The following is a 14,627-nucleotide window of genomic DNA, read 5'->3' as shown; positions in this document are numbered from 1 at the left end:
AAGTGGATTAAGCATCGATTAGCTGCTCGGTTAACTTTCGCGGAGTTTCGTTCCAAGGTTAGTCTTCCGAAGCGAAGCGAAAAACGCTACGCTAAAAGTAACCATATTTAGTAGGGTAGCCTGGCTAAAATAGGCGAGGAGGAAATTTGGTTGAAACTCACAACTGATCAATTAACTGTGAAATACGGTTCGCATATCGCGGTTGATCACATCAGCTTAAATGTCGATACCGGATTTCATGCTTTACTCGGCCCCAACGGCGCAGGGAAATCATCTCTGCTCAGGGCAATAGCTGGGCTTACTCAACCGAGTAGCGGCAGTGTGGATATAGATGGCCGGGTTAGTGACCCGCGTAGTGGCTTGGTGGGCTACCTCCCTCAGGACAATCTCGAAAAATCACGCTTTACCGTGCGGGAACACCTTGCGTACATGTGTTGGCTGAGGAAAGTCCCACAGCGCAAGGTCCCCCACGAGGTCGACAGACTGATAGAGCTTGCTGGTCTTTCGGATAAAGCTGATTCACTCATCAAGCATTTGTCTGGCGGTATGCGACGAAGGGTTGGAATATCATCTGCTCTTGTTTCGTCACCACCGGTTATTTTGCTCGACGAACCAACTGCAGGGCTGGACTTATCACAACGGTCAGCATGTAAGAGAATACTTCATCACGCCTCACAGTCCTCCACAGTTATTATTTCGACACACATAGTCGAAGATGTCATAGAAAATGCAGACACCCTCACGATTATGAAAAACGGAGTAAAAGAATACTCGGGGCCATGGGAAAAATTTGGAGCAGGACGAGACATCAACAAACTCAACACGATGTATCTAGATCTGCTGGAATCATGAACTCCGGAACAGCCCTGTGGCTGCGTCATAATAGAGTTCATTATTTCTTTCTGACGTCCCTTATACTTTCGCTTCTTGTAAAATCTGCCACGTGGATATTACTAGAGCAGAACGGAAATTCTGTCGACATCGACACTGTATGGGTTTCTGCTCTGACATCGATTCCACTCCTTTTTATATTCACCCATGAGGATGACTTTGATCGCGTTTCCCCACGGTCCATTAAAAGTAGACGGCTCATACTCCTCGCTCTGGTAACCGTATGGGCTGCTCTAGTAGGGGTGCTGTGTTTTTGGGGAGATTTCTCAGACTATGGTTCTCTTACGGTCATAAGGAACGACATCGGCCTTATTGGCCTGGGGTTAGTATCAACCTACGTCCTGAAAAAGACGTTTATCTGGGTACTTCCAGTGTTCGCGGTTCTTGGATCTCTCACGTTTAGTTGGCCGTTAGAGCCGTCTATCGGACACAGTCTCTGGGGTGCTCTGCGTGCGCCGTGCAGTTTCGTTATGCCTGGTGGACAGCCGAACCTCAGCGCGCTACTCGTTATCGTGATATGGGCCCTGGGGTCTGTCATCTATGTTCAAGGATGGTCGAAGAGGCGAAAAGACAAGGAATCTCGTTCCCTAACGGGTTTCCGCGGCGGCAAGAGCTACTCCTCACTAGTGCTAAAAGGAAAAATAAGAGCGTCTTACGCAATTCCGATTGCGCTGATTCTTATCGTCTTTTCGGTTGTCGCTCCTCTGGCGAGTGCATCGTCCTGGCTGGGTAGTCCACAACTCTTGATGGTGCAAGAGCTAACCGTCTTAATACTCTTCTTCTCTCCGGCGACTCTATGCGCCAGTGTGATATCTAGTCAGGCACGGTGGCGAAGTGGAACGGCCGACTGGGAGGATACGTCCCCCAGAAGTCGTATAGAGAGACTAGTTAGCGCTTTTCGCGTATCTGCATTGAGCACGTTTATCCCCCTCGTCATTCTCGCCTCCGTGTTAACCGCGATTTCTTTTGTTGGCGCTATTCTATCCGGGGTTTCTTATCGCGTTACTTTCAGACAGCTCTGGGTAGGGACCCCAACCTTCTTGATGATTGTTGGGTTCTTACTGGTGTCGTGCGTGATTGGCACCGTTATAGGTTATCTGTTTAGAGGCATCTGGATAGCGCCACTGTGTTTATTCCTTGGTGTGGTGTTCTTTATATCAGTTCCTGTGGGCTCGTCCACGAGCGTCGATCGTGCTTGGGATGAAGAATATGGTTTTTCATCATGTTCAACATCCGAAAAATTCTCGATTGAAGTGTGCAGTCCGGCACCAAATTCCGGCTACCTCAAGCCCATGGCGGCAACTCTGGATGATATATACCAAGAAACGTCATATCGGGACGATCTTCCTCGTAAGTTTGTAATGGTGAACTCCGTGTTCGATGTGAAACACGATGATGTTTTATCTGTGGGCTTACAGGACCAACGTCATGTAGTAGCACCTAGTTCACTCGACAAAGAAACAATATTCAGGGATATCAATCAGTCGCTGTCATACATTTATTTGGGCAGTGCTTCCCATAATGGGCAGCAAGCGAATTTTGACACTGATCAGGTGCTTTCTGCTTTCCGCCCGAATAACGGGCTCACCGATAATGAAGTCATTTCACAAATAGATGTGATGAAACAACGCCTGGACAATGACGGTCAATGACCAGTTCCGACGAGGGGCGCAACTAGGGGCCTAAAACACCTCGGTAGCAGCTAAATCGTCCCATTTCCGCGCTCACTCGCTACGAAAATTGTCCAACGCACGTCGGGCTAACTCGCCGGGGTTATCAGCGCGCATCAACGCCCGTACCATTGCACACCCGGCGATACCGGTAGCGCTCAGCGCCGCAACGTCGTCGGGTGTCACGTCCCCGATGGCGACAATGGGCAAGGACGTTGCCGCCACGAGTGGCCGATAACCGTCAACACCAATAGGCGTACGGCCCGAATCCTTCGTTGGCGTCGGGCGGAAAGGGCCCGCACCGATGTAGTCAATAACTCCTGGGTGCGAGCGATGAAACTTTTCCGCGGCTTCGACAAGCGGCAGCGTTCCGGTCGTCAGTCCGATGAGGGCATCCGGACCGAGCATGTCGCGGGCCACATCCGGGGGGAGATCATCTTGCCCCAGGTGAACGCCATTGACCGGAGCCCCGGTGCGTCGAGCAGCGTAGGCCACGTCGGCTCGGTCATCGACGACGACTTTCGTGTGGGGATTGGCCCGGTGAACAGCTGTGGCACATTCCGTCACAAGGCTGAGCAAGTCTCGCGTGGAGAGGTCCTTCGCGCGCACCTGGACGACGCCGGCCCCAGCCGCCGCGACCTCCGCCGCGGTGTCAACAGTGTGCCGGTCCGTCCCAGACGTGACCAGGTAGAGGCGGAAATCCGTGTCGGTAGAGGCCATGTGTTTCCTATCGTCCTATCCGTCGTGTGCCAGTGTCGCTAGCTGGGGGATTCTGCAAACCTCGCGGAGCAGGTTTTACTCCGTACGTTTTACTCCGCGGTTTTTAACCCGTGAGATCAGCGGCGGTGTGCGCCCATATTCGCGAGGTCGTGGTCGATGTCCTCAGCAGTGTCTTTCGCTTTGGATTCTTGCATGTAGAGCTCGGATCCGTGGGCACGGAACTCTTCAGCCATTTTCGCCATGCCTGCTTCTACATCCGCCCGGTCACCTACCGAGTCACCCATCGGGTCACCCACCTCCGGCATGCCGAGCATCGTCTCGCCATAAGCGTCGCGAATATCTTGGCTAATCCGCATAGAGCAGAACTTCGGCCCGCACATGGAACAGAAATGGGCGGTCTTCGCCGGTTCGGCGGGCAATGTTTCGTCGTGGTAGGCCTGCGCGGTGTCGGGGTCGAGCGAGAGTGCGAACTGATCGTTCCACCGGAACTCAAACCGTGCCTTACTCATGGCATCGTCCCAGGCCTGCGCACCGGGATGCCCCTTGGCCACATCCGCCGAGTGGGCCGCAATTTTATACGTAATGACGCCCGTTTTGACGTCGTCACGGTTGGGCAGGCCCAGGTGCTCTTTCGGCGTGACATAACACAGCATGGCCGTCCCGCCCATCGCGATAGTCGCCGCGCCAATAGCGGACGTGATGTGGTCATAACCAGGGGCAATGTCGGTCACCAGCGGCCCCAGCGTATAGAACGGCGCCCCGTGGCACCAGTCCTGCTCGACACGAGTGTTCTGTTCCACGAGGTTCAGCGGAATGTGCCCCGGCCCTTCGACCATAACCTGAACGTCGTAGTCCCACGCTCGCCGCGTCAGCTCGGCGAGCGTGCGCAGCTCAGCGAATTGCGCCTTATCATTGGCGTCGGCAATGGACCCCGGGCGCAGGCCGTCGCCAAGAGAGAACGCGACATCGTAGTGGGAGAAAATCTCGCAAAGCTCGTCGTAGTGCTCGTACAGGAAGCTTTCTTTGTGGTGGGCCAGACACCACCCAGCCATGATGGAGCCACCGCGGGACACAATACCGGTCACGCGATCCGCGGTCAGCGGCACATACGGCAGCAGCACCCCAGCGTGAATGGTCATATAGTCGACACCCTGTTCGGCCTGCTCAATCACCGTATCGCGGAAAATCTCCCAGGTCAGCGCGTTGGCTTCGCCATTGACCTTTTCGAGCGCCTGGTAAATAGGCACGGTTCCGATGGGCACAGGCGAGTTCCGGATAATCCATTCGCGCGTGGTGTGGATATCGTCGCCAGTTGAGAGGTCCATGACAGTATCCGCTCCCCACTTCGTCGCCCACCGCAGCTTCTCCACTTCTTCATTGATCGACGACGTCACCGCGGAGTTCCCGATGTTGGCGTTGACCTTGGTCAAGAACCGACGCCCGATGATCATCGGCTCGGACTCGGGGTGGTTAACGTTGGCGGGGATGATCGCACGCCCGGCTGCGACTTCGTCCCGAACAAGCTCGGGGGAGCACTGTTCGCGCAGCGCGACGTACTTCATTTCGGGCGTGATGATGCCGCGCCGGGCATAGTGCATCTGTGTGACGCGGTGGCCACTTTTCGCACGGACGGGTTGTCGCGTGGTGCCATGCCATTCTTGTGATGATGCGCCACGTTTGACGGCAGAGCGGCCGTCATCCTCCAGTTTCTTGCCGCGTGCTTCGTAGGTAGTGGTGTCATCGCGATCGGTTATCCACGGTGTACGCAGGTTGGGGAGACCGCGGGTGGGGTCGACCGCAGGGCCCATCGTGCGGTAGACGCGGGCTGGTTCGTTGGGGCCTGTGGGTGAATCGTCGAGACTGACTTCGGTATAAGGGACTCGGATTCCGTCTTTTTCGACGAATTTTTCGTGGTGCTTGGGGTGGTTTTCGCCGTGAACGGTGTGTGGGCGTGGTGATGAATCAGTGGGTGCAGACATGCCTAAGCTCCTCTCTTCCTTCGCCGGCATGATCCGGACAGGTTCGGACGGTCGGAGCAGCGTCAGCTCCCTCTCAGCCCGTGCCGTGGGCTCCCGTGGGGTCGTGGCTTAGTGTAGGCCAGGTGGATGAAGTAGTCAGATCGTTCGCGACAAAATGTTGCAACCGGGGGTAAGTGGGCGTGCTTCGTGGAGGTCACAACCAGCCAGCATCGCGAGCGGCGGTAGCTGCTTCGGTGCGAGTTGTGGTGTGAGTTTTCGCGATGGCGCGGGATATGTGGTTGCGAACTGTGCCGGGGGAGAGGAACAGCGTCGACGCTATGCTCGCGATCGTTGCTCCCGCGAGCGCCTCGCGGAGCACATCGCGTTCGCGGGCGGTGAGCGGGTTATCCCCGGTGGTGCGCACTTTGTCATGAAGTTGCAGAGGAATGATCGTTTTCCCGGAATAAACGTCCCGGATCGCGTTGGTTAGCGTTTCTGCGGGTGAGTCCTTGACGACGAAACCGCGCGCGCCCGCGTCGAGGGTCCGCTGCAGATATCCGGGCCGACCGAAGGTCGTGACAATGATGACACGGCAGCGACTGTGCTCGGTGAGATCAGCAGTGGCTTGAATACCGTCGATACCAGGCATTTCAATGTCGATGAGCGCAACATCGGCGCGGCTATCAGCAATGCGATGTGTGAGGTTGTGGGCGTCCGTGGCCGTTCCGACGACGTCAATATCGCGCTCCAGAGTGAGAAGCGACTCGAGAGCACTCAGGATGAGTGATTGATCGTCCACGATAAAGACGCGGATGGCATTGCCGTCGGCTTTGTCGGTACTCATGGCTGTCCCTCCTGCGTCATTGTTTTCTTTGGCCGGGCCTTTCGCGCCGTGGTCTCGACACTGACTGTCGTCCCCTCACCTGGCGCTGAGCGAATCGAGAACGACGCGCCGATATTGTGCGTACGACGTTTCATCCCCTCCAGCCCGTGTTGTTTCACATTGCCCAGCCCGTGTTGCCGGCCACCGTCCTCCGCGTTATGTAACCCATTGACATGGTGGGGTTCGTCCTGGTCAAAACCGCGTCCGTCGTCGGCAATAATGAGTTTGGAGGACGTCGCGGTGATGGACGCGGATTGTGCCTCGGAATGTCGAAGAATGTTAGTTGTCGCTTCTTTCACGGTTGCGGCGTAGAGCGAAGCGGTGGCGGGCGGGATGTCGTGGTCGATGTGTGTGCTGAGGGAAATCCCCGCGGAGGTACATACCGCCTGCGCTTCCTCGACAGTTTCCATCAATGACGGCGGAGATAACTCGTCGAGTGCAGATCGCATGTCATTGAGTGCGGAATGGGATAGCTCGTAAATGTCGTCGATTTCCCCGCGAGCCTTATCTTTAAGGGCTCTAGTTTTACAGGCTGTAGCCTCATGGACTGTATCCGTGTCGGTATCGAGGAGACACGACGCGAGTTGCGCCTTGACTGCGATGACGGTGAGGCTGTGGCTCAACACATCATGCATGGCGGTGGCATAAGCCTCGCGTTGATGCGCGCGGTCAAGCTGGCGCTCGAGTTCCCGGCGTCGTTCGGTATCAGTGTTAGCGACGCCCACCCCAATAATGATCGCGATGCCGCCTCCGACGGCAAGAACGATAGGCACTGCCTCCTCTCGAAGCTCCGGTGAGACGAGGAGGGCGCAGATGACCAGGACCGTTGATAGACAAACGCCGATTATTATTCCCCGTCGTCCAGGCTGGATGAACACCCATAGAGCACAGAAATATGGAATAAAGCAGACAAACAGTATGCCGGTGACGGGGTATGTTCCGGCAGCTAAGGCAATGAGGATCCCCGTCACACCCCATAGCTTGAGCTCGCTGTTGTCGAAAACGTGGGCATAGCGATAGACGCTGAGATATACGACACCGAAGGCTATGACCAGTACGGAAGTGATGGCGCGGGTGACTATGCTGGCATCGGCGGTGAGGCAGGCGCCCAGAGGAAAGACCAGGTACAGGAGCCACACAGCTGGATACAGGAGCTCTGTATTCCTCCAGGTGTGGGGTTGTGATCGGGCCATGATTGCTGTCTCCATGTGGATGTGGTGATGCCGGTACTCGCGCCGGCGGTGGTGACGTCGGCAATGAAGATTGTGGCGGTGATGCCACGCTCTCGGCAGTTATTTTTTGATGGCTCTTCGTGCCCCTGCGACGCACACGAGGACGAAAATCACGGTCCACATGAGTGTAACGGAGAGCGCAACAACCGGGGATTCGTTCATGATGACATTTCCGCTGTTGCCAAGCTGCTGACCTCCCATTTGTGGCCAGTGTGCGATGGTCATTGGTCCGTAGAACGGTGTGAAACGCGAAATGTCGAAGAGGGTTCCCTCCAGCGGCATAAATACACCACCGAAAAACGCCAAGATGACGAGTGAGCCGGAGGAGATACCGGTCGCGGTTTCTGTGCGCAGCCATAGTGCAGCGGCGAGTCCGTAGAGGGCGAAAGGGAGTGTAACTGCCCAGCTCAGGACACCCGTTGCTAGCCACTGCCATACGTGGTCGAACTGGGACCCGCTGGCCACCCCAGCGCCGAACGTCACCATGATGGGAAGGGCAGCGAAAGCGACCATGGCGATAATTGTCCCGGCCACGGATTGGGTCGTTGTGAGCCCAGCGAGGTGGAGTTGCCGGTTCCACCCCTCCTGACGAGCCTGTGTCGCGCTACCAGAGATCGAGGTCATGGCGATGGCGGATCCATAAAGCCCCATTCCGGTCATGATGAACGCCGACACGTTACCCGACTTGAGTACGGAGCTCGAGTTCTCCGTGGCCGTCCCGAACATCAGGTATAGAGCGGCGGGAAGAATTAGGCAGAAAACAAGCGTTTCTGGCCGACGAAGCAGCCCTGTGAAATAGTGCCAGCTGTACAACATTGTCGACGTGAACCCTGAGCGCTGTCGGGATTCTGCCGTGTGCTGCGTTGAATGTGCGTGAGGCGGCGTGGTTTGTAATGGTGTTGTCGGCATTGGGTGTGTGGAATTCATCTGTAACTCCCGGTGTGGGCGTTGGTCGCAGGGTGGTTTCATCGGGTGAGTTCACTGAATGCATCGTCGAGTGCAGCGCGATTTACCGTGGGGTGAATAAGCAACTTTTGCTGCAGCGTGTGAAGTAACACCTGGTCAGGTTTTGTGGTGTGAATGATGACCTCGTTGCCGTGCCGCTCATAAGTGTCGTCTGCGGAGAGGCACGTTTTTATTCGATCATCGATGTCTACAGCAGCGGTGCGCTGCGTCGCGCCGGGGTCCGACTCGTGCGCCGCGCCGGGCCCAGACCCCTCAACTTCGCGGGACGTGGAATCAGACGCAGGACTGCTCCGCGCGACCTCGGCGTCGGCAACTGCCAGCGAAGCTCGGATAACTGTGGGATAGCGCGAGGTCAGCTGCTTGGGGGTCCCGTCGGCAACAATTCTTCCACCGTTCAGGACGATAACCCGGTCGGCATATCGCTCCGCCTCCGTGAGGTAATGCGTGGCGAAGAGCACGGTGATGCCGTCGTCGGCCATGGCTTGGATATCGCTCCACAGCTCAGAGCGTGTCGTGACATCTAGCCCCGAGCTGGGTTCGTCGAGGATGAGAACCTGCGGGTCCGACATGGTGGCTAGAGCCAGCCGCAGCCGTTGGCGCTGGCCGCCGGAGAGCTTCCCGATTTTGCGTTTCCTCAGTCGGTTGAGGGAGGGATCGCGCAGAACCGCGCTGGGGCTCAGGCGTTGCGGGTGAACGGAGGTGAGGGTTCGCACCATTCTCTCGACGGTCATGGTGCTGGGCAGGCCGCCGTCTTGAAGCGCGGCACCGACAATCCCGGCGCGCACTGCGCTCGCCGGGGTGTGACCGTACACGGAGATCGTGCCGGTGTCGGGTTGGGAGAGCCCCAGGGTGAGGTCAAGAAGTGTGGATTTACCTGCGCCGTTAGGGCCGAGTATGGCAATGACTTGGCCGGCGCCAACCGATAGTGAGACACCGTCGATCGCGGTGGTTTTACCGAACGTGCGGGTGACGTCGTGGACTTCGATGGCAGTGCATGAACTGGTCATAAACCAAGTACAGCCGACGACGGTGGCGCGGAACAGTGCCATTTGTCATGGTTTGCGTTGACATGGTTACCGCGGGGTAGTTGTTGTACCCTCGCTTTCTTCTTGTGCTCTCTTCAGGATGTTTTTGGCCATGACGGGAAAAATCACAGCGTGAAACGGGTAGACGCCCCACCAGTACAATCGGCCTAGTAACCCGTCGGGTTCGTAGATTGCTCGTTGACGGTAGCGGCTTCGAGGTGCGTGTGGGTCTGCTTCGCGGTCGTCGGAAGGTTCAATTTCCAGTATTAGCCACGCCTCCCCGCGCAACTTCATTTCAGCTTTGAGTGCCAAGATTCGGTTGGGGATGATTTTTTCTACGCGCCACCAGTCCACCCGGTCGCCTCGTCGTAGAGCGAAAGGATCACGACGTCCCCCTAGTCCTGGTCCACCGAATAGCTTGTCCATGAATCCTCGAATGTGCCATAGCAGTGGTGCTGAGTACCATCCGTTATCCCCTCCGATTCCTTCGACGACGGGCCAAATTTGCTCCGGAGAAAGATCAGAATCCACCGATCGAGTTTCGTGGTAGACATTGTTCCCTGCCCACGATGGGTCTGTTGGCGAGATTTCGGCGGGGAGAGTGTGGGGCGGAGCTGAGTTCCCTGCGTCCGTGTTATGAGGTTGAGAACCCTGTGGGGCTGACTCTGAAGCAGTATTGGGAACATTCCAGCTGGAATCCCACGATGTGGGCACTCCTCCGCTGAGATCGTGCGAGATAGCTAGTCGCACTGCCTCGGTGTATGACGTGAGCCCCTCTTCGGGGTCGGGGATGTACTGATTAATATGATGTTCGCTGGTAATCGCATCGTCTGCCATCGATTCTGCCAAAGGCTCCGCAATGGAAGCGGGGACAGGAGTGGCGAAGCCAATCCATTTGCCGGAGAGTTTGTCCATGGGGAGGGAGACGGGGGAGGAAATAATGATTCGTTGTAGATGGCGTTCGTGGGCATAGATCTTCATGAGGTCTTTGAACCGGAGAACATCGCCGCTGCCGATATCAAAGCCATCATTGACGGTATTGTTTAAGTCTGATGCCCGAACGAGGTAGTAGAGGGCGTCGCGGATGGCCAGGGGTTCAATACGGTTGGTGATCCATTTGGGAGTCACCATGATAGGGAGCCGTTCGACCAGGTGACGGATAATTTCAAAAGACGCGGAGCCGGATCCAATCAGCGTGGCTGCACGAAGAGTCATGGTAGGAACTGGACTTTCGTGAAGAATCGTGGCGACGTTCTCTCTAGACCGCATATGTTTTGATAGTTCATGCGGTTGTTTGTCACGGGGGTGAAGCCCGGAGAGATAAATAATTTGTCGTACAGAGGCGTCGGCGGCAGCTGTGGCGATGGTTTCGGCTGTTTTCTTTTCAGCTTCTTCGAAGTCTTGATCTTTGCCGCCCATGGAATGAACGAGATATAAGACGACGTCGACATTGTCCATGGCATGGTGGACATCGTCGGGATTCATGAGGTCGGCTTCGACTGGTTCGACGTCATCGTACCAATCGAATCGTTGGAGGCTGTCTCGTTTCCGTGATGAGGCCCGAACAGTGAAGCCGGCGTGGAGTAGTTCGGGTATGACCCGGCCACCAACATAGCCAGTGGCGCCGGTGACTAGTATTCGGCGTTCGGGGTGCTGAGCAGAGTAGTTCGCAGTGTGAGCTTTTTCAGAGGCCATACCATTATGGTAGGCGAGCTAACTATCTGATGGGGGTTCATGGAAAAATTTATTGTGCACACGCTCGTAACCGGGGTCGAGCATTTCTTCACGAAATCTGTTGTCCGATAGGATTCGGGCTTAGTGTGTAGGTATGACTTCTTCTCCTTCCTCACCGAATGATGTGTCAGCTCAGTTGCCCTCCCCGATCCCTGTGGTCCTAACTATTGCCGGGTCGGATTCGTCCGGTGGCGCTGGCATACAAGCAGATATGAAAACGATCTCCGCTCTTGGAGGGTTTGGCTGTGTGGCTATTACAGCGGTAACCGCGCAAAACACACGCGGTGTCAATAGTGCCCGATACATGGATCCGGAATTCGTGGCTCAACAAATTCAATCCGTAGTAGACGATTATCCGATCAATGCAATCAAAATAGGAATGGTCGGAAGTTCTGCCATCGCAGACGCCATCACTAGAACCCTAAAACCCCTACCTTGTACTGTGCCAGTGGTGTGGGATCCGGTGATGGTGGCCTCGAGTGGTAGTTCGTTGGTGGAAGAAAATTCGGAGGCGATAGATGGCTTCGTCGAACTTGCTCGTAGCGTTGACGCGTTAACCCCGAATGGTCGTGAGCTTGTGGGGCTGTGTGACATGGTGGGCGTACCCGTGCCCGACGTATTGCGGGATCATCTCGCGAAGTTGATGAGAGAAGCACCAGGACAGGAAGAAACGAATACTGCGGAAGAAAAATCATTGACATCTGCAATTGCGGAAGCCGCCTCTTGCCTAGCTGAGGCCTTAGGAACGGTCATTGTGGTCACAGGTGGGCCGGATAATGGCTTCGGCGACTACGGTCCGCAGGTTACTGAGGTTGTCGCTGCCCCTGGCGAGACTGTCTTCCTAAGTCACGACAGAGTGAACACAACCAATACGCACGGAACCGGATGCACGTTTAGCTCAGCTCTCGCTACCTATGCTGCTCGCCGCGCCTATGACGCAGAGAAAGACGGGGTGATCGGGTCCGATCCTACAAAGAATTCCGCCGTGGATGATTGGCGGGCAGTTGTCCATGCTGCCGCTATGTGGACACGCCAGGCTTTGGCAGCAGCGGACACACTAGACCTTGCGATTGGACTTCACCGAAATCGGGATAGCAATGGTACGGTAGAGCCCGCTCATATCAGGGGGAACGCCCCTCTGGACCACTTTTGGGAATATCGCTAAACCCCTCTCAAATGAGAGCGTTTTATGGGACTTGTGAAGTCTATGAGCCGGTTTTCCGGCTTTATCCCCAGAGTCGCCCAGTTGTGCTTCTAGCACCATCCCGTAATCGGCGGGTGCCAGCGATGCTCTTCGTTGCCACCGCCGCTTTAGTTCGTGAGCTATGGTATTCCTGCCCTATAGCTCGGGCATTCCTGCGATGTACGCCGCTTGCCCGACGTGTTGGGCAGCGTCGTCGACAATCGACACCATCCGCACACCCCGTGTGACCTCGGGCGTCCAATCGCGGTCGATGACCTCATCCCAATCAACACCCGACTTCGCGTACCCGATAAGCGCGTTTAATGCTTCAGAGACATAAGACACGAGTAGTTCTTGATCATTAACGACGATGGACCGCGCTTCTTCGGCCGAGTGCCCATAGCCGAGCGAATCGCCGTTGTTGAGGGCGAACCGCTCCTTGAAACCTTGGGTGGTCCAGATCTGCTCGGAGCCGTTGAGCTGCGATAATTGCATATCGACCTCCCGGCCTGCGTGCCAGAGGAGCCACGCGATGGAATTGTCGTGGCCTCCGGGGTGTGCGTTGAGCTGGGTCGGGGTGAGTTCGGGGAGGCCCTTCGCAACGTCTATCGGGCGTGAGGCGAAATCAACGAAAATATCAGTAGCATTCATATTTCCGTTGTACACGGGATGCTGTGTGGCTGCAGATCAGTGGCCTGTGGGGCGGCGTGCGCCGTCCCGCCACGGGCGCTTGCGTTTGCCATCTTCAAGTGTCATCGAAAAACCGTCGCCAGTCGTCGAAAATCGATGACCTAGATCCGCATGCTCATGTGTTTATGCGGCCGCCCGGCTTCCTCGAATTCCTCCCCATCGACCACGAAGCCGAAGCGCTCGTACCAATCGACGAGGTGGGACTGGGCGTCGACCTCGATCAGGGCGCCCTTGTTGGGGTCGATCCCTGCCGCCCGCTCGGTACACACCTCGAGGGCCTTTTTCACCAGCTGCGTCGCGATCCCGTGACCGCGCGCATCTCTGGCCACACAAACACGGCCGATGTGCTGACCCTCGTCGGGCTTTCCGAAAACTCGGGCCGTTCCGATGAGATGCACGCCGCCCTCGGTCTCGTACGCCAGAAGGTGCTGGGTTCCGGGGTGGATGTCGGTGTCGTCGATCTCTTTGTAGGGGCTTTCCTGCTCGTGGACAAAAATATCGACGCGGAGTTTGTACAGCTCATGGACCTGCGCGGCGTTCATGTCCATGAGGCGCTTGCCGGTGAGATAGACGCTCACTACGCCTCCTCGCTGGTCGCGCTCGTTTCGCCACCCTCGTCGCTCTCGCTGGTCGCCTCGGCGTACACGGCGCGGATAGAATCAGCCGACTCCTCTAATTTCTCCTGCTCCCAAGCGTCGACAATCGGAGGAAGGCGACGAATCAGCCCCTCGGAACCCAACACCGCGGGCACCGACATGGAGATGTCGCCCAGGCCATACTCGCCATCGAGGCGCGAGCATACCGGGTGGACGGAGCGCTCGTTCAGCAGAACGGACCTGGCCAGCACGTTGGCGGAGCGAGCCACACCCGCGTCGGTCCATCCCTTCGCGAAGAAAACGTCGTAAGCCGAATCAACGACCCTTTGCTTAATGTCGTCGCGCGACGGCAGATCCTTGCCGCTCCAACGCTCCAGCTCAGACCAGGAAACGCCCTGCACATTGAGGTTCGACAGGATCGGTACCGCCGTCGTCCCGTGCTCGCCCATCATGTAGCCGGTCACCGACTTCGGATCAATGCCGAGCTCCTGCGCAACAGTCCAGCGCAGACGCGCCGAATCGAGCATGGTTCCGGTGCCTAGCACTTTCGACGCCGGGTAATCGAATTCCGTCGACGCAATATGGACCACGGCGTCCAGAGGATTCGTGATGAAGATGATGACGGGCTCCTTGGTGCGCTCCGACACATTCTTCATGACGTCGCGAGCGGCCTGCGCCCCCACCTTGGCCAGGAGCGAACGGGGAGGGACGTAATCCGGGCGATCCGGGTCAGGCACAATCGACGCCCCAGCTGCGCAAATAATCACGTCGGCGTCGCGGGTGTCGTCGTACGTGCCCTCATGAATGTACGTATTCGTTGTCCCGGGAACGCCGGTCGACTGGGAGTGGTCGAGCCCCTCGCCGAGAGCCAGACCCTCCTTCGTATCAATAACGGCGATCTCGGAGTACAACCCCGACGCCATCGCAAAGGTGACCACGGACGAGCCCACGTGGCCTAGGCCTACCACCACAAGTTTCGTTGAATGCATACTTATCACAGTAGAGCGTTGAGGTGTGTCGGTCACGTGGGTGTGGGGGTTTTGGGTTTTGGGGATGTGAGTGTTTGTTTCGTGGCGCGC

General features: G+C 56.7%; 13 protein-coding genes and 1 riboswitch. Of the genes, 3 read left to right on the top strand and 10 right to left on the bottom strand.

Annotated features, from left to right (window positions below; genetic code table 11):
• The first annotated feature begins 150 nt into the window (after window positions 1-150).
• Entirely contained in the window at window positions 151-852 is a 702-nt protein-coding gene (locus tag ACWORE_RS07495; protein WP_406605037.1) for an ATP-binding cassette domain-containing protein, read from the top strand.
• Window positions 853-1,361: 509 nt separating this feature from the next.
• Window positions 1,362-2,543: a hypothetical protein gene (locus ACWORE_RS07490; protein ID WP_455303379.1), complete on the top strand. Its 1,182-nt coding sequence runs from the start codon at window positions 1,362-1,364 to the stop codon at window positions 2,541-2,543.
• A 72-nt stretch (window positions 2,544-2,615) separates the two neighbouring features.
• Here the strand turns inward: ACWORE_RS07490 and ACWORE_RS07485 are convergent, their stop codons facing one another.
• The 7 genes from ACWORE_RS07485 to ACWORE_RS07455 all read right to left on the bottom strand — a co-directional run bounded on the left by ACWORE_RS07485 (window position 2,616) and on the right by ACWORE_RS07455 (window position 11,040).
• A complete protein-coding gene (locus ACWORE_RS07485) occupies window positions 2,616-3,281 on the bottom strand; it encodes a thiamine phosphate synthase (RefSeq protein ID WP_448234810.1) in 666 nt (221 codons plus the stop codon).
• 116 nt (window positions 3,282-3,397) lie between these two features.
• Window positions 3,398-5,260 (bottom strand): phosphomethylpyrimidine synthase ThiC, encoded by a 1,863-nt coding sequence (thiC, locus tag ACWORE_RS07480; RefSeq protein WP_455303377.1) that lies wholly within the window; start codon window positions 5,258-5,260, stop codon window positions 3,398-3,400.
• Window positions 5,259-5,367, bottom strand: a riboswitch (TPP riboswitch). (Overlaps the previous gene by 2 nt.)
• 86 nt (window positions 5,368-5,453) lie before the next feature.
• Window positions 5,454-6,083 (bottom strand): response regulator transcription factor, encoded by a 630-nt coding sequence (locus ACWORE_RS07475; RefSeq protein ID WP_455303375.1) that lies wholly within the window; start codon window positions 6,081-6,083, stop codon window positions 5,454-5,456.
• Window positions 6,080-7,315, bottom strand: a complete 1,236-nt coding sequence (locus ACWORE_RS07470; RefSeq protein WP_406605033.1) for a sensor histidine kinase — start codon at window positions 7,313-7,315, stop codon at window positions 6,080-6,082. Before ACWORE_RS07470 ends, ACWORE_RS07475 begins: the two co-directional genes overlap by 4 nt.
• A 99-nt stretch (window positions 7,316-7,414) precedes the next feature.
• Window positions 7,415-8,281 carry a hypothetical protein gene (locus ACWORE_RS07465; RefSeq protein ID WP_406605032.1) on the bottom strand — a complete coding sequence of 289 codons (867 nt, stop codon included), beginning with the start codon at window positions 8,279-8,281 and terminating at the stop codon, window positions 7,415-7,417.
• Window positions 8,282-8,319: 38 nt separating this feature from the next.
• The gene (locus ACWORE_RS07460; protein WP_455303373.1) at window positions 8,320-9,327 is read right to left on the bottom strand and encodes an ABC transporter ATP-binding protein; all 1,008 of its coding nucleotides are present in this window, start codon (window positions 9,325-9,327) and stop codon (window positions 8,320-8,322) included.
• A gap of 66 nt (window positions 9,328-9,393) precedes the next feature.
• Entirely contained in the window at window positions 9,394-11,040 is a 1,647-nt protein-coding gene (locus tag ACWORE_RS07455; RefSeq protein ID WP_455303371.1) for an SDR family oxidoreductase, read from the bottom strand.
• 133 nt (window positions 11,041-11,173) lie between these two features.
• Here ACWORE_RS07455 and thiD point away from each other — a divergent pair, with 133 nt between their 5' ends.
• Window positions 11,174-12,244: a bifunctional hydroxymethylpyrimidine kinase/phosphomethylpyrimidine kinase gene (gene thiD / locus ACWORE_RS07450; RefSeq protein ID WP_296137970.1), complete on the top strand. Its 1,071-nt coding sequence runs from the start codon at window positions 11,174-11,176 to the stop codon at window positions 12,242-12,244.
• Window positions 12,245-12,418: 174 nt separating this feature from the next.
• Here thiD and ACWORE_RS07445 read toward each other — a convergent pair whose 3' ends face one another.
• From ACWORE_RS07445 to ACWORE_RS07435, 3 genes are all read right to left on the bottom strand, one after another.
• Window positions 12,419-12,913: a mycothiol transferase gene (locus tag ACWORE_RS07445; protein ID WP_455303370.1), complete on the bottom strand. Its 495-nt coding sequence runs from the start codon at window positions 12,911-12,913 to the stop codon at window positions 12,419-12,421.
• Window positions 12,914-13,053: 140 nt separating this feature from the next.
• The gene (locus tag ACWORE_RS07440; protein ID WP_296137974.1) at window positions 13,054-13,530 is read right to left on the bottom strand and encodes a GNAT family N-acetyltransferase; all 477 of its coding nucleotides are present in this window, start codon (window positions 13,528-13,530) and stop codon (window positions 13,054-13,056) included.
• Window positions 13,530-14,537 carry a lactate/malate family dehydrogenase gene (locus tag ACWORE_RS07435; RefSeq protein WP_012732309.1) on the bottom strand — a complete coding sequence of 336 codons (1,008 nt, stop codon included), beginning with the start codon at window positions 14,535-14,537 and terminating at the stop codon, window positions 13,530-13,532. The genes ACWORE_RS07440 and ACWORE_RS07435 overlap by 1 nt, the downstream gene beginning before the upstream one ends.
• Window positions 14,538-14,627: the final 90 nt, after the last annotated feature.

This window comes from Corynebacterium sp. c7Ub_26 (assembly GCF_053760365.1).
Note: the sequence above shows the minus strand (reverse complement) of the source record. Positions and strands in the feature narration are given on the sequence as shown.

Excerpts from the sequence above, each read along its gene's own strand:
- ACWORE_RS07490 (WP_455303379.1), top strand. The coding sequence starts at position 1,362 with ATGCCTGGTGGACAGCCGAACCTCAGCGCGCTACTCGTTATCGTGATA.
- ACWORE_RS07485 (WP_448234810.1), bottom strand. The coding sequence starts at position 3,281 with ATGGCCTCTACCGACACGGATTTCCGCCTCTACCTGGTCACGTCTGGG.
- thiC (WP_455303377.1), bottom strand. The coding sequence starts at position 5,260 with ATGTCTGCACCCACTGATTCATCACCACGCCCACACACCGTTCACGGC.
- ACWORE_RS07475 (WP_455303375.1), bottom strand. The coding sequence starts at position 6,083 with ATGAGTACCGACAAAGCCGACGGCAATGCCATCCGCGTCTTTATCGTG.
- ACWORE_RS07470 (WP_406605033.1), bottom strand. The coding sequence starts at position 7,315 with ATGGCCCGATCACAACCCCACACCTGGAGGAATACAGAGCTCCTGTAT.
- ACWORE_RS07465 (WP_406605032.1), bottom strand. The coding sequence starts at position 8,281 with ATGAATTCCACACACCCAATGCCGACAACACCATTACAAACCACGCCG.
- ACWORE_RS07460 (WP_455303373.1), bottom strand. The coding sequence starts at position 9,327 with ATGACCAGTTCATGCACTGCCATCGAAGTCCACGACGTCACCCGCACG.
- ACWORE_RS07455 (WP_455303371.1), bottom strand. The coding sequence starts at position 11,040 with ATGGCCTCTGAAAAAGCTCACACTGCGAACTACTCTGCTCAGCACCCC.
- thiD (WP_296137970.1), top strand. The coding sequence starts at position 11,174 with ATGACTTCTTCTCCTTCCTCACCGAATGATGTGTCAGCTCAGTTGCCC.
- ACWORE_RS07445 (WP_455303370.1), bottom strand. The coding sequence starts at position 12,913 with ATGAATGCTACTGATATTTTCGTTGATTTCGCCTCACGCCCGATAGAC.
- ACWORE_RS07435 (WP_012732309.1), bottom strand. The coding sequence starts at position 14,537 with ATGCATTCAACGAAACTTGTGGTGGTAGGCCTAGGCCACGTGGGCTCG.